At 71.5% G+C, this 22,181-nt stretch carries 15 protein-coding genes; 4 read left to right on the forward strand and 11 right to left on the reverse strand.

Annotated features, from left to right (window positions below; genetic code table 11):
- Nucleotides 1-56: 56 nt before the first annotated feature.
- From ACIA8R_RS50455 to ACIA8R_RS50480, 6 genes are all read right to left on the reverse strand, one after another.
- Nucleotides 57-980 (reverse strand): ABC transporter ATP-binding protein, encoded by a 924-nt coding sequence (locus ACIA8R_RS50455; protein ID WP_364099501.1) that lies wholly within the window; start codon nt 978-980, stop codon nt 57-59.
- A complete protein-coding gene (locus ACIA8R_RS50460) occupies nt 980-1,921 on the reverse strand; it encodes an ABC transporter ATP-binding protein (protein WP_397045170.1) in 942 nt (313 codons plus the stop codon). Before ACIA8R_RS50460 ends, ACIA8R_RS50455 begins: the two co-directional genes overlap by 1 nt.
- Nucleotides 1,918-2,883 (reverse strand): ABC transporter permease, encoded by a 966-nt coding sequence (locus ACIA8R_RS50465; RefSeq protein WP_364099505.1) that lies wholly within the window; start codon nt 2,881-2,883, stop codon nt 1,918-1,920. The genes ACIA8R_RS50460 and ACIA8R_RS50465 overlap by 4 nt, the downstream gene beginning before the upstream one ends.
- On the reverse strand, nt 2,880-3,797 hold the full coding sequence (locus tag ACIA8R_RS50470; RefSeq protein WP_357706819.1) for an ABC transporter permease: 918 nt from the start codon (nt 3,795-3,797) through the stop codon (nt 2,880-2,882). The genes ACIA8R_RS50465 and ACIA8R_RS50470 overlap by 4 nt, the downstream gene beginning before the upstream one ends.
- A 34-nt stretch (nt 3,798-3,831) precedes the next feature.
- Nucleotides 3,832-5,472, reverse strand: coding sequence for an ABC transporter substrate-binding protein (locus tag ACIA8R_RS50475; protein ID WP_397045172.1), 1,641 nt, complete (start codon nt 5,470-5,472; stop codon nt 3,832-3,834).
- A 78-nt stretch (nt 5,473-5,550) separates the two neighbouring features.
- A complete protein-coding gene (locus tag ACIA8R_RS50480) occupies nt 5,551-8,064 on the reverse strand; it encodes a collagenase (RefSeq protein WP_364099514.1) in 2,514 nt (837 codons plus the stop codon).
- Between the two features lie 153 nt (nt 8,065-8,217).
- Between ACIA8R_RS50480 and ACIA8R_RS50485 the strand changes: the two genes are divergently transcribed.
- Nucleotides 8,218-9,174 (forward strand): LysR family transcriptional regulator, encoded by a 957-nt coding sequence (locus tag ACIA8R_RS50485; protein ID WP_357706823.1) that lies wholly within the window; start codon nt 8,218-8,220, stop codon nt 9,172-9,174.
- Nucleotides 9,175-9,183: 9 nt separating this feature from the next.
- Here the strand turns inward: ACIA8R_RS50485 and ACIA8R_RS50490 are convergent, their stop codons facing one another.
- Genes ACIA8R_RS50490 through ACIA8R_RS50505 form a run of 4 tightly spaced genes read right to left on the reverse strand, consistent with a single transcriptional unit; the run spans nt 9,184 to nt 15,258 of the window.
- Nucleotides 9,184-12,180 carry an alpha-mannosidase gene (locus ACIA8R_RS50490; protein ID WP_397045174.1) on the reverse strand — a complete coding sequence of 999 codons (2,997 nt, stop codon included), beginning with the start codon at nt 12,178-12,180 and terminating at the stop codon, nt 9,184-9,186.
- 25 nt (nt 12,181-12,205) lie between these two features.
- Nucleotides 12,206-13,087 (reverse strand): carbohydrate ABC transporter permease, encoded by an 882-nt coding sequence (locus ACIA8R_RS50495; RefSeq protein ID WP_364099523.1) that lies wholly within the window; start codon nt 13,085-13,087, stop codon nt 12,206-12,208.
- A 1-nt stretch (nt 13,088) separates the two neighbouring features.
- Nucleotides 13,089-13,961, reverse strand: coding sequence for a carbohydrate ABC transporter permease (locus ACIA8R_RS50500; RefSeq protein ID WP_397045177.1), 873 nt, complete (start codon nt 13,959-13,961; stop codon nt 13,089-13,091).
- 7 nt (nt 13,962-13,968) lie between these two features.
- Entirely contained in the window at nt 13,969-15,258 is a 1,290-nt protein-coding gene (locus ACIA8R_RS50505; protein ID WP_397045179.1) for an ABC transporter substrate-binding protein, read from the reverse strand.
- Between the two features lie 100 nt (nt 15,259-15,358).
- Between ACIA8R_RS50505 and ACIA8R_RS50510 the strand changes: the two genes are divergently transcribed.
- The 3 genes from ACIA8R_RS50510 (at nt 15,359) to ACIA8R_RS50520 (ending at nt 20,148) form a co-directional block, all read left to right on the forward strand.
- Nucleotides 15,359-16,384: a LacI family DNA-binding transcriptional regulator gene (locus tag ACIA8R_RS50510; protein WP_364099533.1), complete on the forward strand. Its 1,026-nt coding sequence runs from the start codon at nt 15,359-15,361 to the stop codon at nt 16,382-16,384.
- Nucleotides 16,385-16,498: 114 nt separating this feature from the next.
- A complete protein-coding gene (locus ACIA8R_RS50515) occupies nt 16,499-17,731 on the forward strand; it encodes a glycosyl hydrolase (protein WP_364099536.1) in 1,233 nt (410 codons plus the stop codon).
- 14 nt (nt 17,732-17,745) lie between these two features.
- Nucleotides 17,746-20,148: a discoidin domain-containing protein gene (locus ACIA8R_RS50520; RefSeq protein WP_397045181.1), complete on the forward strand. Its 2,403-nt coding sequence runs from the start codon at nt 17,746-17,748 to the stop codon at nt 20,146-20,148.
- A gap of 40 nt (nt 20,149-20,188) precedes the next feature.
- Here ACIA8R_RS50520 and ACIA8R_RS50525 read toward each other — a convergent pair whose 3' ends face one another.
- Entirely contained in the window at nt 20,189-22,180 is a 1,992-nt protein-coding gene (locus tag ACIA8R_RS50525; RefSeq protein ID WP_364099542.1) for an ABC transporter ATP-binding protein, read from the reverse strand.
- Nucleotide 22,181: the final 1 nt, after the last annotated feature.

The following is a 22,181-nucleotide window of genomic DNA, read 5'->3' on the forward strand; positions in this document are numbered from 1 at the left end:
CCGAGCCCCGGGAAGCCGGTCCGCTCAGGGAACCGGCCTCCCGGAGGCAGGCCCGGTCACTCCTCGGGGAAGTGGCAGCTCACCTGTCGCCCCCGTACCGTCGTGAGCACGGGCGGCTCCGTCCGGCACAGCGACCGGGCCTTCGGGCAGCGCGGATGGAAGGCGCAGCCGGGCGGCGGCGCGAGCGGGCTGGGCGGGTCGCCGTGCAGGACGATGCGCTCCCGCGCGGCCTCCACCTCCGGGTCAGGCACCGGCACGGCCGACAGCAGCGTGCGCGTGTACGGATGGGCGGGATCGGCGTAGACGGTGGCCGAGGAGCCGGTCTCCACGATCCGGCCCAGGTACATGACGGCGACCGTCTCGCACATGTGCCGCACCACCGACAGGTCGTGCGCGATGAACAGGTAGCCGAGCCCGAGGTCGGCCCGCAGGTCGGCGAGCAGGTTGACGATCTGGGCCTGGATGGACACGTCCAGCGCCGAGACCGGCTCGTCGCAGACGACCAGGCGGGGGCGGGAGGCGAGCGCGCGGGCGATGCCGATCCGCTGCGCCTGGCCGCCGGAGAACTCGTGGGGGTAGCGGTCGGCGTGCTCGGCGTCCAGTCCGACGAGCCTGAGCAGCTCGACGACGCCGTCCCGGTCCACGGTCCGGCGCGGCCCGGCGACGATCTGCCGGACGGTGTGGCGCGGGTTCAGCGACGCGTACGGGTCCTGGAAGATCATCTGGAGCCGTCCGCGCATCGGCAGCAGGGCCCGGGGGCCCAGGTGGGTGATGTCCTGGCCGTCGAAGGTGACGGTCCCGCCGGTGGGCTCCAGCAGCCGGACGATCATGCGCCCGGTCGTGGACTTGCCGCAGCCCGACTCGCCCACCAGCCCGAGCGCCTGGCCCTCGGGCACGTCGAAGCTCACGCCGTCCACCGCCCGGACCCGTTGCCCGCGGCGTACGGGGAAGGTCATCCGCAGGTCGCGTACCGAGAGCATCAGTGGTCGGCTCCTTCCAGATGGCACGCGACCCGGTGGGGCTCGCCCGCGAGCGGCGGTCGCGTGGTCGCGCAGACGTCGAGGGCGGCCGGGCAGCGCGGGTGGAACCGGCAGCCCGGTGGCGGCGCGAGCAGCGAGGGCGGCGCTCCCGCGATGGCCCGCAGCCGGGCACGGCCCGGGTCCGCGCCGGGCACCGAGTCCAGCAGGGCCCGCGTGTACGGGTGCAGCGGCCGTTTGAAGATCTCCCTGGCCGGCGCGTGCTCCACGGTCCGGCCGCCGTACATGACCAGGACGTCGTCGGCCATGCGCGCCACCACGCCCAGGTCGTGGGTGATCAGGACGACCGCGAGCCCCCGGTCGCGCTGGATGCGCGCGATCAGGTCGAGGATCTGCGCCTGGACGGTCACGTCCAGCGCCGTCGTCGGCTCGTCGGCGATCAGCACGCCCGGCTCGCAGGCCAGCGCCATCGCGATCATCACCCGCTGCCTCATGCCGCCCGAGAAGCGGTGCGGGTGCTCCCCGGCGCGCCGCCGCGGCTCCGGGATGCCCACCTCGGCCAGCATCTCGACCGCCCGCTCACGAGCCACCCGCCTGCCGGTACGGCGGTGCAGCCGGTACGCCTCGGCGATCTGCTCCCCCACGGTGAAGAACGGATGCAGCGACGACAGCGGATCCTGGAAGATCATCGAAACCGCGCTGCCGCGCAGCCGGCGCAGCCGTTCGGCCGGGGCGCCGACGAGCTCCTCCCCGTCGAGCTCGATCGACCCGGCGACGGTCGCCCGGCGGTGCAGCCCGAGCACGGACAGCGCGGTCACCGACTTGCCCGACCCGGACTCGCCCACGACGCCCAGGGTGCGCCCCCGCTCCACGCCGAACGACACGCCGTCCACGATCCGGACGTCGCCGAAGCTCACGGACAGGTCGCGCACGGAAAGGATCACGAGTACCTCACCCTGGGGTCGATGACCGCGTAGACCAGGTCCACGAGCAGGTTGGCCAGCACGATGAAGAAGGCCGCGAGCAGCGTCGTGCCGAGGATCACGGGCTGGTCGGACTTGACGATGCCGTCGTAGGCCAGCCGTCCCACGCCGGGCAGGCCGTACACGGTCTCGGTGATCATCGCACCGGCGAGCAGGCCGCCCAGGTCCATGCCGAAGACGGTGACGACCGGGGTCATGGCCGCGCGCATGCCGTGCTTGGCGACCACGGTCCGCTCGTGCAGGCCCTTGGCGCGGGCCGTCCTGATGTACGGCTCGGCCATCGTCTCGATCATCTGCGCGCGGGTGAGCCTGGCGTACATGGCGGCGTACAGGGCGGCCAGCGTGACCCAGGGCAGGATCAGGTTGCCGGCCCAGGCGGCGGGGTCGTCGGTGAGCGGCACGTACGCCGGGTACGGCAGCAGCCCCGTCACCCGTACCACCAGCAGGAGCAGGACCATCGCCACGAAGTAGACCGGCAGGGAGGCGCTGGTCAGCGTGGCGATCATCAGCGTCCGGTCCAGGGCGCTCCCCCGGCGCAGCGCCGACACCACCCCGACCGTGACGCCCACGACCAGCCACAGCAGGGCCGCGCCGATCGCCAGGGACGTGCTGGCCCCCAGCCGGTCGATCAGCAGGTCCCAGACCGGCAGCGCGTTCTGGTAGGAGAACCCGAGGCAGGGCACGTGGCAGCCGGGACGTCCGGCGAAGATGCCCGCGACGTAGCCGCCGAACTGCTCCCACAGCGGCCGGTCCAGCCCCATCTGCGCGCGCACCTCGGCGACCCGCTCGGGCGTGCAGGTCTTGCCGCACGCCTGGACCGCCGGGTCGGACGGCAGCACATAGAAGATCACGAAGGTCACCGCGCAGATCACCAGCAGCACTCCGGCGACCGCGAGGGCCCGTCTGACCAGGTACGACGTCACTGCGCCGCCCCCTTGGGGTCGATGGCGTCGCGCAGGGCGTCGCCGAGGAGGGTGAAGGCGAGCACGGTCAGGAACAGGCAGGTGCCGGGGATGAGCAGGTACATCGGGTCCACCTCGTACCAGAGCATCGCCTCCTGGATCATCTGCCCCCAGGAGGCGGTCGGCGGGCGCACCCCGACGCCGAGGAACGACAGCGCCGCCTCGGTGCCGATGTTGGCGGGCACGGCGAGCGTCGCGTACACGAGGATCGGCGCGGTGATGTTGGGCATGATCTCGCGGAAGACGATGACGCCGTTCAGCGCGCCGCCGACCCGGGCGGCGTCCACGTACTCGCGGTGCTTGACGGAGATCGCCTGCCCGCGCACGATCCGCCCGATGTACGGCCAGCCGAACCCGCCCATCACGCACACGAGCAGGACCATGCGGTCGCCGTCGGGCATGACCGAGATGAGGGCGATCATGAAGATCAGGCTCGGGAACGACATGAGCAGGTCCATGGTCCGGCTGATCACCGCGTCCGCCCAGCCGCCGAGGTAGCCGGCCAGCAGGCCGAACACGGTGCCGAGCAGCACCGACACCAGGGTCGCCAGGGTGGAGACGAGCAGCGAGACGCGGGCGCCGTACACGATGCGGCTGAAGACGTCGCGGCCGTTGACGGGCTCGACGCCGAGCCAGTGCTCGCCGCTGACGCCGCCCAGCATCCCCTTGGGCACGCCCGCGAGTTCCTGGTCGATCGCGGCCGGGTCGAAGGCGTCCGGCGGCCAGCCGTTCACCTGGGTGAGCAGCGGCGCGGCGAGCGCGACCAGTACCAGGACCGTCACCACGGCCAGCCCGAACCGGGCGGCGGCGCCGCCCAGCAGGCGCCTGCGGACCAGCCGGGCGGGCGGGCTCGCCGTGACGACCGTCGCCGTCATGTCCGGATCCGCCGGAATCCGGGGTAGCCGTTCCTCACTGCTGCTTCACCCCCAGGACGGCGAAGTCGAGCTGCCCGGACCAGACGGGATGGCCCACGGCGCCGGAGACGCCCTTGCCGACCAGGATCGGCTTGCGGTCCCACGCGTACGGCACCGCCGGCGAGGACTGCATGACCTGCCGGTCGAGGTCGATCCAGGCGGCCTCGGCGGCCTTCGGGTCGCTCATCGACTGGATCTCGTCGATGCGCTTCTCCACGGCCTCGTCCTTGAACTGCCAGACGTTGCCCGAGTTGCCCTTCTCGACGATCGTGCGCCCGTCGAACAGCAGCGGCAGGAACGTCGCCCCGGACGGGTAGTCGGGGCACCAGCCGTAGGTGAACAGGTCGGGCGTCTTGGCGGTGTCGCCGACGGTGTCGTAGTAGACCGAGGGATCGACGGGGGTGAGCACGACCTCGACGCCGGCCCGCTTCAGCGACGCCTGCACGGCCTCGCCGAGCGCCTTGTCACCGGTCGAGATCGTCATCCGGACGTTCAGGGTCCGGCCGCCGAGCAGGGCCTTGGCCTTCTCGACGTCGCCGCCCGGGGGCAGGCGGAACACGTCCTGCGGCGTGCCGCCCGACAGGGCCGGCGGCAGGTACGCGGTGGCGATCGAGGTCATGGCCGGGCCCCCGGCGGCGGTCTGGAGGGCCTGCTTGTCCAGGGCGAAGTGCACCGCCTGCCGGGCCTTCACGTCGTCGAAGGGCGGCTTGGAGGTGTTGAAGCCGATCATGTCGGTGCACCCCGACATGGCGTTGACCAGCCGGGACTTCACGTCGGGCCGGGGCAGGATCTTGGCCAGGCTGGCGGCGCTGACGTCGGTGTAGGCGATCGAGGTGGCGTCCTCGCCCCTGCTCTCGATGAGCCGGTCGTCGATCACGCCCTGCCGCAGGCCCTGCTTGACCACGATGCGGTCGGGCGCGGCCTTGCGCACCGGGTCGGTGGCCGCCGACCAGTGCGGGTTGCGGACGAGGACCATCTCCTTGCCGCGGTCGTAGCGCTCGATCTTGTACGGCCCGGAGGAGAAGGGCCGGTTGTCGTACTGCGCCACGGTCTCCTTCGCGGCCGGCACCGGCGCGAACGTCGGCAGCGTCACCGTGGAGGAGAACTCGGCGACCGGCCGCTTGAGGCGGAAGACGATGGTCCTGTCGTCCGGGGTCTCGATCGAGTCCAGGTGCCTGCCCTTCAGCGGACCCTTGTAGCCGTCCGCGTCGGCCAGGTAGAGCTGGGCGTAGTTGGGGCCGCCGGGCAGCTCGGGGGCGAAGGAACGCTCCACGTTGTACTTGATGTCCTTCGAGACGACCGGGGTGCCGTCCTCGTACTTCACGCCCTCCTTGAGGGTGAAGGTCCACACCTTGCCCCCTTCGGAGGCGGTCCCCAGGTCGGTGGCCAGATCCGGGACGATCTCGTGGCTGCCTGCCTTGAAGGTGGTGAGGGTGCGGTACAGCAGCCGGATGCCGAAGTCCATCTGGGGCATCGTCCAGTTGCGGGCCGGGTCCAGGTGGGAGAAGTCCTGGTTGGACAGGATCGTCAGGGTCCCGCCCCCGGCCGCCGCCGGCGCGGGCGCGGCGGCCTTGCCGCCGCCGCAGGCCGCCACGCCGAGCAGCAGCCCCGCGGTCAGCACGTTACGGAGAGTCACGGATCACTCCAGTGAGGTGAGAGGGGCCCGGGCCGGGACCGGCGGGAGGGGGTTCGCCGGCCCCGGCGCCCGGGCGGTCTAGTACTCGGTCTTGACGCTCGCGCCCGAGAAGGTCTGCGCGGCGTGGAGGCTGATGTAGTTGTAACCGGCGGGCGGGTTGTTGATCACCAGGGTCTCGGCGTTGCCCGACGCGGTGGAGCGCTGGGTGTAGGCCGAGGTGGTGGCCCAGGTGGCGGCGTTGTAGTAGAGGTCGGCGTTCCCGGTGCCGCCGGAGGCGGTGATGGTCAGCCGGGCCGTCCCCGCGGGCAGGTAGATGTAGAGGTAGGCGTAGTTGCCCTGGGTGGCCGACAGGTTGCCGCGCTTGCAGTTCCTGTCGAGCTTGCGGGTGTCGGAGGCGGTGCACTCGGGCGTCGAGCCGCCGCCGGTCGAGACGGTGACCTGCTTCGACGTCGTCCCGGTGGCGCCGCCGTTGTCGGTGACGGTCAGCGTGACCGTGTACGTGCCCTGCGCCGCGTAGGCGTGCGACGGGTTGGCCGTGGTGGAGGTGGCGCCGTCGCCGAAGTCCCAGCGGCGGGAGGCGATGGTGCCGTCGGAGTCGGTGGAGGTGTCGGTGAAGGAGGCGGTCAGGCCGCTGGCCGTGGAGGTGAAGTTCGCGGTGGGCGCCTGGTTGCCGGTGCCGCCTCCGGAGCACGCCCCGGCCGCGCAGGCGGCGAGCCAGGTGTTCCAGTCGGAGTCGTAGCGGCTGCCGATCGTGCTGGTCAGGAAGGACCTGGCGGTGCTCCACGCGCCGCTCCGGTACGAGCCCAGCAGCGTCGCGACGTCGGCCGGGTGCTTCTCGAACATGTAGCGGACGGCCAGGTAGCCCCACCGGTAGATGCGGGTGGTGTCATGGTCGTAGGTGGTGTTCCACAGCGTGCTGAGGGCGTACGTGCGGTTGCCGGCCTCGGTGATCGCCGCGTCGTAGACGACCTTGCGGTAGGAGTAGGAGACGTACTCGGCGAAGCCCTCGATCCACCAGATGGTCGGCGTGCTCACCCCGGCGTTGAAGTCGCCGTACATGTCGAAGCGGCCGTCGAGGTAGTGGGTGTACTCGTGGTTGAGGTTCCAGATCTGGAAGTCGGGGCGCAGCCACTCGGCCTCGTAGGCGATGAACCTGGGCTGGTTGCCCGCGGCGGCGGGGTCGCCCTCCAGGTACATGCCCCCGTTGTTCGTGTCGATCCCGAAGATCGCGCCGGCGTAGGTCTGGTAGTCGGTGCTGGAGTCGAAGACCACCACTTCCAGCGTGGTGTTGTTGTCGTTCGCGACCGGGCCGTTGTCCTTGACCAGGTTGTGGAAGAAGGCGTCCTGGTTGGCCAGGCTGGCGCAGGTGGAGGCGAGCTGGCTCGCGGTGACGTCCTGGGCGCGGATCCTGATGCTGGCGCTGCACGTGTGGGTGATCGGCAGCACGGTGGTCGCCAGGCGGTTCGCCAGGTCGCAGGTGCCGTAGTAGGAGCAGTTGGCCTTGTCGTAGGCGTCGGTCATCTCGGCCACGCCCACCCACAGCGGCGCGGTGGCGCCGGTGATGGCGCTGCGGCTGATCAGGTTCTTGGCCAGCGGCCGGACGACGGCCTGCAACGCCGTGTGCTGCAGGAAGCGGCCCAGCTCGCGCCCGGCGTTGGAGACGAGGTAGGAGCGGTCGGTGCCGAGCATGTTGAGGTGGTTCGTGGCGAAGGAGTTGAGGGTGTCGAGCACGCTGCGGTCGGCCTGCACGGCGCTGACGAACGCGGGAACCTGGTGGCCGCGGAACAGCACGGTGTAGACGTTGTTGACCGCGTTGAGCATCCACCACGACGCGTCGTAGGAGCTGTTGTAGCCGTCGAGCAGGCGCTTGACCACGTACAGGTAGCGGTCGTTCTGCTCGGCGCTGTCGATGAGGGTGACGGCCTCGGCCAGCACCTCGCCGTTGGCGTCGCTGACGGTCGAGGACCGGGAGGAGGCGAAGAAGGCGTCCAGGCCGGACCGGATCGCGGTGATGAGCGCCTGGCCGTAGGTGCCGACGTCGCCGGAGTTGTACCAGTGGACGTAGTAGCCGGCGCGCAGGTAGAGGACCAGTTGCGCGGTGCCGGTGGAGTTGTCGCCCGGGTAGTTCGCCGAGTTGTCGCGCAGGGCGTAGGCGACGGTCGTCATCTGCGCCTCGCGGAAGGCGTTGTAGGCGTCCGTGCCGGTCAGCATGAACAGGGTGTTGACGCAGTCGGTGGCGCTGGCCTTGATCTGCTGGACCAGGGCGCTGCCGGTGCGGCTGGTGAAGTCGGAGACGTTGCAGGCGGCGGCCGCCGCGACGCCCTTGCGCGCCGACGGTCTCGGGCGCTGCGGCTGCGTGGCGGGTTCGTCGTAGTCGCGGCGCAGGGCGTCCTTGGCCGCGGGCTGGGGGGCCCGGTCACGGGTGTCGAGCCGGGTCTTGCTGACGTGCGGGGCTTCGTCGGACGGGGCCGCGAGGCGGGCGGCCGGGGGCGGTTCGGCCGTCGCGCTCGCGGGTGCCGCGGCGAACGGGGAGAGAAGGGCTAAGGCGGCCAGGGGAACGACGAGCCGCCAGCCGTGCAGGACCTTGCGCACAAGAACCTCCGGGGGGTATCCGCATGGATGCGAGGTCGGGTACGAGTGTGCGGTCCGTCCGGAGGGCGTGGTCATACGACGCCGCATAAGTGTTGCCTATGGGCGTCTCGAATACGTCGCCAAGAGCCATCACATGTCACATAATCCTGAGCTATGGACCTGGATCTCCGGCATCTCCGAATGGTCTGTACGATCGCCGAAGCGGGCAGCGTCACCAAGGCGGCCGCGCGCCTGGGGCTGTCCCAACCGGCGATCACCACCCAGCTCCGCAGAATCGAGGAGATGGTGGGTGGTGAGCTGTTCACCCGCAGCCGGAACGGCGTCCAACCCACCCAGCTCGGACGTCAGGTCATCGCCCGTGCCCGGATCGTCCTGTCGGAGATCGACGCCCTCTTCGGCGACCTGCACGACGCGAACCCGTCCGTCACCGGGCTCCGGCTCGGGTGCAGCCACCTGGCGTGCGTGGCCAGCGTGGTGGACCGGGTCGGCGAGGCGTTACCCGGCCGGTCGATCTCCCTGCGCATCGAGCCGTCCAGCGTGCAGCTCGCCGACGCGCTCACCCACGGCCAGCTCGACGCCGCGCTCATGGGCATGATCGAGGGCTTCGACGTCACCCTCACGCCGCCCGTCGTCACCCGCACGCTGGTGCCCAGGTATCCCATCTTCGTGGCCATGTCCGCCGGGCACCCGCTGGCCGAGCAGCCCCAGGTGCACCTGTCCGACCTCAGGAACGAGCGCTGGATCAGCCCGCCCGGCGCCGACGACGGCTCGCTCGCCGCCCTGCGCGCCTCCTGCCGGGCCGCCGGATTCGAGCCGGACGTGCGCTACGACGCCCCCAGCGGGGCCGGGCGCCCGCTGGTCGCCGCCGGGCTGGGCGTGCGCCTGGTGGACCCGACCTGGCCGGTGCCCGAGGGCACCGCCGTACGGCCGCTGGTGGGCGAGCCGCAGGTCGGGCACCTGGTCATGGCCTGGCGCAGGGACCTGATCGGCCCCGACGCGGCGGCGGCCATCTACCGCGGGCTCGCCGCCGCCTTCGAGGACCACATCGACGACAACCCCATCTTCCGCCAGTGGTGGGACGAGCACCCGGGCGCCCATCCCCTCCCCTGACGCCCGCGATCAGCGCGCCAGCCGCAGCGTGACCAGCTCGAACGGCCGCAACGTCACCGGGATCGACGGGCCGGGCCGCTCGGGCTCGGCCAGCGGGCGCTCCAGCAGGTCGGTCACGGTCACCGAGGTGACGGGGAAGCCGGCCGTGAGCGTGGCCGCCGCCCGTCCGCCGCGCGACTCGTGGAAGCGCACGACCACGTCGCCGCTGCCGTCGTCGGCCAGCTTGACCGCGGTGATCACGACCGCGTCGTCGTCCACCGTGACCAGCGGCGCCACCTCGGCGTCGCCGGACAGCACCCGTTCGGGCAGGTTGACGAACCAGCCCTCGCGCACCGCGTCGCCGATCGTCGCGCCGGGCAGCAGGGCGTGCCGGAAGGTGTGCCTGCCCTGGTCGGTCTCGGGGTCGGGGAAGCGGGGGGCGCGCAGCAGCGACACCCGCAGGGTCGTGGTGGTGCCGCCGTCCTCGCGGACCGTGCGGGTCACGTCGTGGCCGTAGGTGGAGTCGTTGACCACGGCCACGCCCCAGCCGGGCTCCTCCAGGTGCACGAACTTGTGGTTGCACGCCTCGAACTTGGCCGCCTCCCAGCTCGTGTTGGTGTGGGTGGCGCGGTAGGCGTGGCCGTACTGGCTCTCGGAGGCGTAGCGCTCGGCCCGCACGTCGAGCGGGAAGGCCAGCTTGAGGAACTTCTCGGTCTCGTGCCAGTCGACCTCGGTGGCGATGTCGACGCGCCGCCCGTGCAGCGAGATCACCTGCGTGACGGACGAGCCGCCGAACGAGCGGGTGACCCGGACCGAGCCCGGCCGCTCGCCTGCCGTCACCTCGTCGGCGTCGGTGAGGTCGCGGACGGTGTTGCGGTAGAACTCGTCCACGTCCCAGGCGTCCCACATGTTGGGGAAGTCCTGGTGGAGCTGGAGCAGGTTGGCGGCCTGGCCGGGGGGCAGGGTCTCGCGCCGGGCGCGCAGGTCGTAGGCGGAGACGATCAGGCCGCGCCCGTCCACCTCGACCCGGAGCAGGCCGTTGTCCAGCACGTAGCCGCCGCCCTCCCGGGGTTCCCTGCCGGTCGCGGCCGCCGGTACGGCCGCGGCCGCGCCACCGGCCGGGACGCCGTCGCGGGCGTGCGGGGCCGCGTTGAAGACCAGTTCGCGGGAGCCGTCCCCGGCCAGGGCCCGCTGGGCGCCGGCGATCAGGCCGTTCAGCTCCTCGGCCAGCGCCGCGTAGGTGTTCCTGGCCTCGCGGTGCACCCAGGCGATCGACGAGCCGGGCAGGATGTCGTGGAACTGGTGCAGCAGCACCGTCTTCCAGATGCGGTCGAGCTGCTCGTACGGATACGGCGCCCCGGCCCGTACGGCGGCCGTGGCGGCCCACAGCTCGGCCTCGCGCAGCAGCGACTCGCTGCGCCGGTTGCCCTGCTTGGTCTTGGCCTGGCTGGTCAGCGTGGCCCGGTGCAGCTCCAGGTAGAGCTCGCCCACCCAGACCGGCGGGCTGGGATACTCGGCCTCGGCCTTGGCGAAGAAGTCGGCCGGGGTCTCCCAGGTGACGGTGGCCGAGCCCTCCAGGTCGCGCAGCCGGGCGGCCTTGGCCACCATCTCGCGGGTCGTGCCGCCGCCGCCGTCGCCCCACCCGGTGGGGGCCAGCGAGTGCCGGGCGACGCCCTTGTCCTTGAAGTTGCGGGCGGCGTGCGCGATCTCCCTGCCGTTCATCGAGCAGTTGTAGGTGTCGACCGGCGGGAAGTGGGTGAACACCCGCGTCCCGTCGATGCCCTCCCACAGGAACGTGTGGTGCGGGAACGTGTTCGTCCGGCTCCAGGAGATCTTCTGGGTGAGCAGCCGCTTCGAGCCCGCCGCCTTGATGATCTGCGGCAGCCCGGCCGCGAAGCCGAACGTGTCCGGCAGCCACACCTCCTCGTTGTCGACGCCGAACTCGTCGATGAAGAAGCGCTTGCCGTGCACGAACTGGCGGGCCATGGCCTCGGAGCCGGGCATGTTCGTGTCGGACTCCACCCACATGCCGCCGGCCGGGACGAACCGCCCGGCCGCCACGGCCTTGGTCACCTTGGCCCACACCTCGGGCCGGTGCTCCTTGATCCACGCCCACTGCTGGGCCTGCGACATCGCGAAGACGAACTCCGGCTCGTCGGCCAGCAGCGCCGTCATGTTGGAGGCCGTACGGGCCACCTTGCGGACGGTCTCGCGCAGCGGCCAGAGCCAGGCCGAGTCGATGTGCGCGTGCCCGACCGCGCTGATCCGGTGGGCCGAGGGCACGGCGGGCGCGGACAGCACGCCGGCCAGCTCGGCGCAGGCGGCCTCGGCGGTGGTGTTGACGTCCTGGAGGTCGATCGCGTCCAGGGCGCGGTCGATCGCCCGGGTCAGCTCGGAGCGGCGGCCGCTGTCGGCGGGCAGCTCGTGCATCAGCTCCCCGGCCACCTCCAGGTCGAGGATCAGGTTCCACACCGTCTCGTCGAACACGGCCAGGTCCATGCGCACCAGCCGGTACTGCGGCTCGGCGCCCGCCGTCTCCCTGTCGCCGAGCGGGGTGGGCACGAACGGCTTGTAGCCGAGCACGACCGGGTTGGAGGCCGCCTCGATCCGCAGCTCGACGTGCTCGCCGCCGGTCACCGGCGCGCCGACGCGCACCCACTGGTTACGCGGGTTGAGCCCCTTCACCGGCGTGCCGTCGGGCAGGTAGACCAGGCCCTCGCACTGGAAGCCCGGCATGTTCTCGTCGAAGCCGAGGTCGAGCACCGCCTCGACGGTCCGGCCTGCCCAGTCCTCCGGGACCGTGCCGGTCACCGTGAACCAGCTCGTGCCCCACGGCGCGCCCCACGCCGTGCCGACCGCGATCGGCTCGGCGGGCGCGGCCAGCCCTTCGGCGACGGGCACGGGCTCGCCCGGCGCGTGCCAGACGCGTACGTCCATCGGCACGGACTCGGGATAGACGGCCGGACGCAGACGTTCGTCCAGCACGCGCTTGAGACGGGCTTCGACCAGTGTGCGGTCGTCATGCATCGGAGAGCTCCCTAGAGGTGGCGGGTCAACCCTTGATCGCGCCTTCCGCGACGCCCCTGAAGAAGAAGCGCTGGAGGGACGCGAACACGATCACGATCGGCAGGAAGGAGATCATCGTGCCCGCCGCGATGAGGCGAGGGTTGGCCGTGAACGTGCCGTTGAGGTACTGCAGGCCCACGGTCAGCGTGTAGTGGTCGGGGTCGTTGAGCACGATGAGTGGCCACAGGAAGTCGTCCCAAGCGCCGATGAACGCGAAGATCGTGATCACACTCAGCATGCCACGGACGTTCGGCAGCCCGATATGGCGCAACCGCTGCCATGCGGTCGCCCCGTCGATGATCGCGGCCTCGTCCATCTCGGGCGGGATCGAGCTGAAGGCGACCCGCATGAGCAGCACGTTCAGCATGCCGATCGCGCCGGGCAGCGCCACGCCGGGCAGCGTGTCGGCCAGGCCGAGGTCGCGGACGATCACGTACTTGGACACGATCGTCACCTCCTCCGGCAGCACCAGTGTGGCCAGGAACGCGCCCAGCAGCAGCTTGGCGCCCCGGAAGCGCAGCTTGGCCAGGGCGTAGCCGGCCAGCGTGGCGCCGACGGCGTTGCCGGTGACCACGATGGCCGCCACGACCACCGAGTTGGCGGCGTACGACCAGACCGGGATCGTGCGGGCGACCTCCACGAAGTTGTCCAGCGTGGGGTGCTCGGGCAGGAAGGCCGGCGTGCTGGTGTAGATGTCCTCGTCCAGGCTCTTCAGCGACGTGGACAGCTGCCACAGGAACGGCGAGACGGTGATCGCCAGCATCAGCAGGAGCAGCGCGTACCGCAGCGCCCGCTCCCCCGGCGAGATCGTGTTGAGCGAGCCCCCACCCATGGGGCGGCGCCGGTGGGCCGGGTCGGTGCGCGCCACCTCAGGCCGCCTTCCTGTCGAGCCGCAGCAGCAGGAGCATCGGGCCGATCGTGATCACCAGCAGCACGAGGCTCAGCGCGGAGGCGTAGCCGAGATGGCCGGAGAAGCCGCGGCTGTACATCTGGATCAGCATGACCAGCGACATGTCGCGCCCGCCGGGGCCGCCGGTGCCGTTCGACAGCACGTACAGCTCGGAGAAGACGCGCAGCGCCGACACCGACACCAGGACCGAGACCAGCAGCATGGTGTTGCGCACGCCGGGGACGGTGACGCTCCAGAACCTGCGGATCGCGCTCGCGCCGTCCACGGCGGCCGCCTCGTGCAGCTCCCGCCGGACGTTCCCGAGCGCCGACAGGTAGATGATCATGTAGTAGCCGAGGCCCTTCCACACGGTCAGGCTGATCGCGCTGAACAGCAGCAGCCACCGGTCGGTCAGGAACGGCACCGGCGCGGCGACCACGCCCAGCCACTGCGCGAAGCCGTTGACCAGGCCCCGGTCGTCCAGCAGCCAGCCCCAGATCAGCGCCACCACCACGGCCGAGGCCACGACGGGCGTGTAGAAGGCGGTGCGGAAGAACATGATCCCGGGCAGCCGCTTCTCCACCAGGATCGCGATCAGCAGCGGCAGCATCGTCAGCAGCGGCAGGCAGACCAGCATGAACACGACGCTGTTGACCAGCGCGTCCACGAGCTGGTCGTCGTTCAGCACCCGTTCGGCGTTGGCCAGGCCGGTGAAATGCCCGCCGCCGAGCGGCTTGGCGTTCGTGAACGACAGCACGATCGTGTTGATCGAGGGCCAGACGTTGAACGCCACCAGCCAGACGGCGGCGGGCAGCACCAGCAGCCACGGCGTGAACCAGCGGCGGTGGGTCATCGGCCGCTCAGCTCGTGAGCAGTTCGTTGCACTTCGCCACCGACTTGTCCAGCGCCTCCTTGGAGCCGATCTCGCCGCTGATCGCCGCCGCGAACTGCTGCCTGATGTACTTGCTCATCGCCTCGGTCACCTCGTACGGCTGCAACACCTTGGCCTTGGCCAGCGAGGTGAACGCGGTGACCTTGGCGTCGCCGGAGTTCGTGCCGTCGCTCTTGCTGAAGAACGGGTCGGCCGACGACGCCTTGGTGCTGGGGAAGATGTTGACCAGGCGGGCGAAGGCGGCCTGGTTCTCGGCGTTGGTCACCCAGCGGGCCAGGGCCAGCGCGGCGGGCGGGTTCTTGGTCTTCGCGGAGACCGACAGGCCCTGGACGTACAGCGGGGGCACGTCCCAGACCGGCGAGGAGACCACCTTGGGCGCCAGCGTCGGGTTGTCGGTGGCCAGGCTGGTGATGTAGTTGCCGCCGCCGGTCGTCCAGGCGACCGTGCCCTCGTTGAACAGCTTGGCGTTGCCCGCGTAGGTGTCGGTCAGCACGTCGCGCGGCAGCAGGCCGTCCTTGAACGCCGCCCGGTAGCGGTCGAGCACGGCGACGGCCTCGGGGGTGTTGAAGACGAAGCTCTTGCCGTCGTCGGCGAGGATCTTGACGCCCGCCTGGGTGAGGTCGCCCAGCTCGGGGCGGCGGCTCATCAGGTAGACCTTGCCGCCGGACTTCTCCTTGACCGTCCTGGCCTGCGCGATCAGCTCGTCCAGGGCCGCCGGCGGCTTGGCCGGGTCGAGGCCGTACTTCTTGAGCAGCTCGGAGTTCCAGTAGTTGACGTCGGTGTTGAGGTACCAGGGGTAGCCGTAGACGCCGTCGTGGCCGGAGAACCGGTACGCCTCGACGCCGCCGGGGACGTACTCGTCGGCCAGCTTGGCGTCGGCCCGGCCGACGTCGAGTAACAGCCCCTGCTTGACCAGGGGCAGCGCGAAGTCCGGCGGCAGGTTGGTGACGTCGGGCAGGGTGCCGCCGGCCGCCTGGCTCAGCACCTTCTCGGAGTAGCCGTCGGCCGGCTGGTCGAGCCATTCGACCTCGACGCCCGGGTACTTCTTCTCGAAGGCGTCGATGACGCCCTGGACGTAGTCGGTGAACTTGGGCTTCAGCGCCCACGTCTGGAGGCTCACCTTGCCCTTGACCTCGCCGGTCAGGCTCGCGCTCGGCACTGCCGGTCCTTGTTCCGAACCCTGCTCCGCGCCGCCGAGCCCGCAGCTCGTGGTGATCATCGTGGCGGCCACGGCCAGTCCTGCCCAGTACCTTCGCATGAAGCACTCCTTCTGGGAACTAAACCGCTCTAGTTGCGGGACTATCCACCGGGCTACACTGCGGTGTCAATAGATGAGACGAATCCGTGAGGAGCCAGCCGTGGGCCGACCGACGATCGCCGACATCGCCGAGAGGGTCGGGGTGTCGAAGGGCGCGGTGTCGTTCGCACTCAACGGCCGTCCCGGCGTCAGCGAGGCGACCAGGGCCCGCATCCTCCAGGCCGCCAAGGAGATGAACTGGCGGCCCCACAGCGCGGCCAGGGCGCTCGGCGGGTCCAGGGCCGAGGCCGTCGGGCTGGTCATCGCCCGGCCGGCCAGCACGCTGGGCGTGGAGCCGTTCTTCGCCCAGCTCCTGTCGGGGCTGCAGGCCAGCCTGTCGGCCCAGTCGGTGGCCATGCACCTGCTGGTGGTCGAGGACGTCGAGGCCGAGATCGAGGTCTACCGCGAATGGGCCTCCGCGCACCGCGTGGACGGGTTCATCATGGTCGACCCGCAGGTCCGCGACCCGCGCATCGACGCCCTCCAGGAGCTGGAGGTGCCCGCCGTGGTGCTCGGCGGGCCGGGTGGCCACGGGTCGCTGTCGAGCGTGTGGGCCGACGACCGCGAGGCGATGCTCTCGGTGGTCGACTACCTGGCCGCGCTCGGCCACCGGCGCGTGGCGCACGTGGCCGGGCTGCCGCGCTTCCGCCACACGCAGCGGCGGATGCGCGCGCTGCGCGACTCCGTGCGCAGGCTCGGGCTGGTCGAGGCGGTGTCGGTGCCGACCGACTTCAGCGACGCCGAGGGCGCCGCCGCCACCAGGGCACTGCTGTCGCGCGGGCGGCGGCCCACCGCGATCGTCTACGACAGCGACGTGATGGCGCTGGCCGGGCTCGGGGTGGCGGGCGAGATGGGGGTGCGCGTGCCGGACGAGCTGTCCATCGTGGCCTTCGACGACTCGGTGCTGACCCGGGTCACGCATCCGGCGATCACGTCGTTGTCGCGGGACACGTTCGCGCTGGGCGGGCAGGTGGCCGAGGTGCTGCTGGAGCTGATCGCCGACCCGGGGCGGCGGCGCGACCTCAAGACCGCCACGCCGCGCCTGGTCGTCCGCGAGAGCACCGCGCCGCCGTCCCGCGACGCCTGACCGCCTTCCGGCCGGTTCCGGCGGGCCGCCGCGCCCTCCTGGGAGCGGTGTCTTGGCAAGCGGACTAAACCGATTTAGGGTTCGGGGAGTTCCGATCGACTCCTCGGAGGACGTGTGCCCTTCCCCTTGCGTTTCGGCGCCAACTACGTGCCCGCGGAGGGCTGGTTCTACAGCTGGCTCGACTTCTCGGCCGACGCCGCCCGCCGCGACCTGGCCGACCTGGCCGGAATCGGCCTCGACCACATCCGGATATTTCCGGTCTGGCCGTGGATTCAGCCCAATCGCTCGCTGATCCGGCAGCGCGGCATCGACGACGTGCTCGCCCTCATCGACATCGCCGCCGAGTTCGGCCTCGACGTCTGCGTCGACCTCCTCCAGGGCCACCTGTCCAGCTTCGACTTCCTGCCGTCCTGGGTGCTCACCTGGCACCGGCGCAGCCTGTTCACCGACCGGGACGTCCGCGACGGCCTGGCCGCGTACGTCGACCGGCTCACCCGCGAGGTCGCCACCCGCGGCAACGTGTTCGCCGTGACGCTGGGCAACGAGGTCGACAACCTCTTCCCGGCCAACGGCACCACGCCGGACGCGTCCTCGGCCTGGGCCGCCGAGCTGGTCGGCGTGGCCCGCGCCGCCGCCCCCCGCCTGCTCGCCCTCCACTCCCTCTACGACGCCACCTGGTACGACCCCGGCCACCCCTTCCACCCGGCCGACACCGTCGAGCTGGGCGACCTGACCACCGTGCACTCGTGGGTGTTCAACGGCGTGTCCGCCCTCGACGGCCCGCTCGGCCCCGCGACCGTCTCCCACGCCGACTACCTGGTCGAGCTGGCCGCCGCCACCAGCGCCGACCCGGACAGGCCGGTGTGGCTCCAGGAGGTCGGCGCGCCCGCCCCGGACGTGCCCGCCGCCGACGCGCCCGCGTTCGTGCGCGGAATGCTCGACCTGGTCACCGCCAACCCGGCGCTCTACGGCGTCACCTGGTGGTGCTCCCACGACCTCGACCGCTCGCTGGCCGACTTCCCGGAACGCGAGTACGACCTCGGCCTGTTCACCGTCGACCACCGGATCAAGCCGGCCACTCGGGAGCTGGCCGCCGTGATCGCCGAGCACCGCCGCTCCGGCGGCGCCCGGCAGGCGGACGGCGGCGGCAGGCCCGCGCTCGTCTGCGAGCCCGACCTCGCGACCGAGCCCGGCCGGCGCGGCGAGGTCGCGCCGGGCAGCCCCTTCCACGCCGAGTGGGTACGGCTGCGCCGATCGGGGCCGGTGGCCATCGTCACCAAGGCCCGCAGCGCGGACGCCGCGCATCTTCAAGCTCGGGGGATCGACACCGTCCTGACCCAGGCATGAGACAAGGAGCTCAGATGCCACGCAGGCTGTTATCCACCTTGTGCGCGGCGGCCTCATTGGCCGCCGCGCTGGTCGCGGGCCCGGCCCAGGCCACCGCGGCCCAGCCCGGCGACCAGCCGTACGCCTCCTACTGGTACCCGGACACCATCCTGTCGTGGGACCCGGCGACCGACCCCGACGCCCGCTTCAACCGTTCCCGGGTACCGCTGCGGCCCAGGATCCAGGACCCGGCGCTGAAGGCCAACGCGAACGCCCGTGCCGGGGAGGGCCGCATCGCCTCGCTGGTGTCGTTCGGCCCGACCTCGAACAACCCGTCGCAGGGCTCGTACGACCCGGCCTACTACGCCTTCGGCTACTGGCAGTACGTCGACACGCTGGTCTTCTGGGGCGGCTCGGCGGGCGAGGGCCTGATCCTGGCCCCGAACCCCACGGTCATCGACGCCGCCCACCGCAACGGCGTGAAGGTGTACGGAACGGTCTTCTTCCCGCCCACCGCCTACGGCGGCCAGATCCAGTGGGTGCGCGACTTCGTCCGGAAGTCCGGTTCCTCGTACGTGGTGGCCGACAAGCTCGTCCAGGTGGCCCAGCACTACGGGTTCGACGGCTGGTTCGTCAACCAGGAGACCGCCGGCGGCGACGCGTCCCTGGCGACCGAGCTGCGGTCGCTGATGAAGTACGCCAGGGCCAAGGGCCCGGTCGAGTTCATGTGGTACGACGCCATGACCGAGAGCGGCTCGGTCTCCTGGCAGAACGCCCTGACCACCGCCAACGACGCCTTCCTGGCCGATCCGGCCAAGGTCTCCGACTCGATGTTCCTGAACTTCGGCTGGTCGGCGAGCGGTCTGGCCTCCTCCCGCGACCGGGCCGGCTCGCTCGGCCGCAGCGGGTACGAGCTCTACTCCGGCATCGACACCGAGGCGAACGGCTACGGGACGGGCGTGTCCTGGGACGCGCTGTTCCCCGCCGGCCGGCCGCACGTCACCTCGCTCGGCCTCTACCGCCCGGAATGGACGTGGAAGTCCTCCTCCGGCCGCGACGACTTCCGCACCAAGGACGCCCGCTACTGGGTGGGCGCGAACGGCGACCCGTCGAACACCTCGACGTCCTCCTCGTGGAAGGGCCTGGCCACGTACGTCGCGGAGTCCAGCGCGGTCACCGCGAAGCCCTTCGTGACCGGGTTCAACGCGGGACAGGGCGACTTCTACAACGTCGGCGGCGTCCGGGTGCGGACCGGCGGCTGGAACAACCTCTCGCTCCAGGACGTGCCGCCCACCTACCAGTGGCTGGTCTCGTCCGCCGGGACCAGGCTCACGCCCTCGATCGACTTCGGCGACGCCTACGAGGGCGGCTCCTCGCTGCGTCTGCGCGGCCGTCTGGACTCGGTCAACACCGTCCGGCTCTACCAGACGAAGCTGCCGGTGGCCGCCGACACCAAGCTCTCGGTCGTGTTCAAGGCTCCGGCGGCGGGCGCGACGAACCTGCGGGCGGCCGTCGCCTTCACCGACGCGCCCACCACGTTCACCACGTTCGACCTCGGCTCGGCGGCGGGCACCGGCTGGGAGCGCAGGACGCTCGACCTGTCCGCCCACGCCGGGAAGACGATCGCCCAGCTCGGCCTCCAGGCCGCCGGGAGCAACGACGCCTACGACATCCGCGTCGGCCAGCTCTCTGTCTACGACGGCGCGGTGGACGTTCCCGCCGCCCCCACCGGCGTGAGCGTGCTCGGCGTCACCGACGTGTCGGCCGGCCGCAAGTCGCTCCGCCTGTCCTGGTCGGGCTCCGGCCAGGCCCACCACTACGACGTCTACCGGCGCAACCCCGACGGGACGCGCACCTACCTGGGCGGCACCCCGAACGACGCCTACTTCGTCCCGCAGCTCGACCGGGTGGGCACGGAGACCTCGACCACGATCGACGTCGAGGCGGTCTCCCCCGAGTACGGCCGCTCCCCCGCCGCCTCCACCACGGTCGCCTGGGGAGGCGACCCCGGCGAGAGCAACCTGGCGCTCGGCCGGCCCGCCACCGCCTCCGGCCAGTGCAACGCGGACGAGGGCCCGGCCAAGGCCGTCAACGGCAGCGTGTCCGGCGGGAACGCCGACAAGTGGTGCGCCCTGACCAGCACGAAGTGGCTGGAGGTGGACCTCGGCTCGGCGAAACAGCTCACCCGGTTCGTGGTCAGGCACGCCCAGGCCGGCGCCGAGCAGGCGAGCTGGAACACCCGTGACTTCACCGTCCAGGTGCGCTCGTCCGCCTCGGACCCGTGGACCACGGCGGTCACGGTCACCGGCAACACCGCCGGGACCAGCACGCACCCGGTCACCTCGACCGCCCGGTACGTGCGGCTGAACATCACCAAGCCCGCGCAGGACTCCGACCCCGCGGCCCGGATCTACGAGTTCGAGGTCTGGGGCTCCTGACGGGGGGCGAGGTGCCGGCCCGCCTGCCCGGGCCGGCACCTCAATCCGCCGTGCGCAGCGGGAAGTGGCAGGCCACCTGATGGGCGCCGCCCGCCAGCGGCGGTTCGGTCTCGCAGATCTCCTGGGCGAGCGGGCAGCGCGTCCTGAACCGGCATCCCGTGGGCGGGTTCTGCGCGCTGGGCAGCTCGCCCTTGATCGCCACGCTCTCGCGCGGTGCCACACCGGGCTCGGCGGACGGCACGGCCTCGATCAGCGCCTGCGTGTACGGGTGCCGGGCGGCCCTGACGACGTCGCGGGCGGGCCCGACCTCGACGAGCTTGCCCAGGTACATGACGCCGATCCGGTCGGACATGTAGTCCACGACGGACAGGTCGTGGCTGATGAACACGTACGACAGGCCCAGCTCGCGCTGGAGGTCGCGCATGAGGTTGAGCACCTGGGCCTGGATGGAGACGTCGAGCGCGCTGACGGGCTCGTCGCACACGATCAGCCGCGGCTCCAGGGCCAGCGACCTGGCCAGCCCGATGCGCTGGAGCTGGCCACCGGAGAACTCGTGCGGGTACCGGTCGAGCACCCGTCGCGGCAGGCCCACCTGATCCAGCAGGGTGCCGATGCGGGAGCGGCGGCCGGCCCGGTCGCCGGCCTGCTGGATCTCCAGGGGTTCGGACAGGATGGAGTCGATGCGCATGCGCGGGTTCATCGCCGCGTAGCTGTCCTGGAACATGAGCTGGACCCGCCGGTGCATGCGGCGGCGGGCGCGCCGGTCGAGCGTGGCGATGTCGGCGCCGTCCACCACGATCTGCCCGGAGGTCGGCTCCTCCAGGCCGACGATCAGCCGGCCCACGGTCGACTTGCCGCAGCCCGACTCGCCCACGAGCCCGAACGTCTCGCCGGGGCGCACGTCGAAGCCGACCCCGGCGACGGCGCTCACCTGCGGCGCCTTGCGGCCCAGCGACCCCGTGCCGTCGTAGTTCTTGACCAGCTCGCGGACGGACAGGATCGGCGCGACCTCGTCCTGCGGCCCGGCCCGGCCGGGCACCGGCGCGGCGACCTCGGCGCGCGCCCGCGGCTGGAGCACCGGGTGCAGGCAGGCGTGCTGGTGCTCGTCGCCGGACAGGGTCACGTCGGTGGTGCGGCACTCCTCGGTCGCGAACCGGCAGCGGGGTGCGAACCGGCAGCCGGTCATCGGCCGGGACAGGTCCGGCGGCAGGCCGGGGATGCTGTAGAGCGCGCCGCCCTCGTGGCCGGCCGCGCCGGGCAGCGACTCCATGAGCGCCTCGGTGTAGCGGTGGCGCGGCTGCCGGAACAGTTCGGCGGTGGTCGCGGCCTCGACCACGCGGCCGGCGTACATGACGGCGACGCGGTCGGCGCGGCTGGCGATCACGCCCAGGTCGTGGGTGACCAGGACGACCGCCATCTGGAACTCCTCGCGCAGGTCATCGATGAGTTCGAGGATCTGGCGCTGGGTGGTGACGTCGAGCGCGGTGGTCGGCTCGTCGGCGATGAGCAGCCGGGGCGAGCAGACCAGGGCCATGGCGATGACCACGCGCTGGCGCATGCCGCCGGAGAGCTGGTGCGGGTAGGCGTCGGCGATCTTGTCGGGACGCGGCATGCCGACCCGCCGCAGGATCTCGATCGCCCGCTCACGCGCCTGCGCCTTGCCGACGCCCTGGTGGACCCGGAGCGGCTCGGCGACCTGGGCGCCGATGCGCATGGTGGGGTTGAGCGAGGTGAGCGGGTCCTGGAACACCATGCCCATCTCGACGCCGCGGATCCTGCGCATCTCGGCGGGCGGCAGGGACAGCAGGTCGCGGCCCTCGAACAGGATCTCGCCGCCGACGACGTGGCCGCCGGACGGCAGCAGGCCCATGATCGACAGTGCGGTCATGGTCTTGCCGCTGCCCGACTCGCCCACGATGCCGAGCGTCTCGCCCTGCCGCACCTCCAGGTTGACGTGGTCGAGGGCGTGCACGACGCCCTGACGCAGCGGGATGTCGGTGCTGACGTCGCGCAGGCGCAGCAAAGGGGTCATG

The organism is Nonomuraea sp. NPDC051191 (genome assembly GCF_044455665.1).
Classification (GTDB): Bacteria; Actinomycetota; Actinomycetes; order Streptosporangiales; family Streptosporangiaceae; genus Nonomuraea.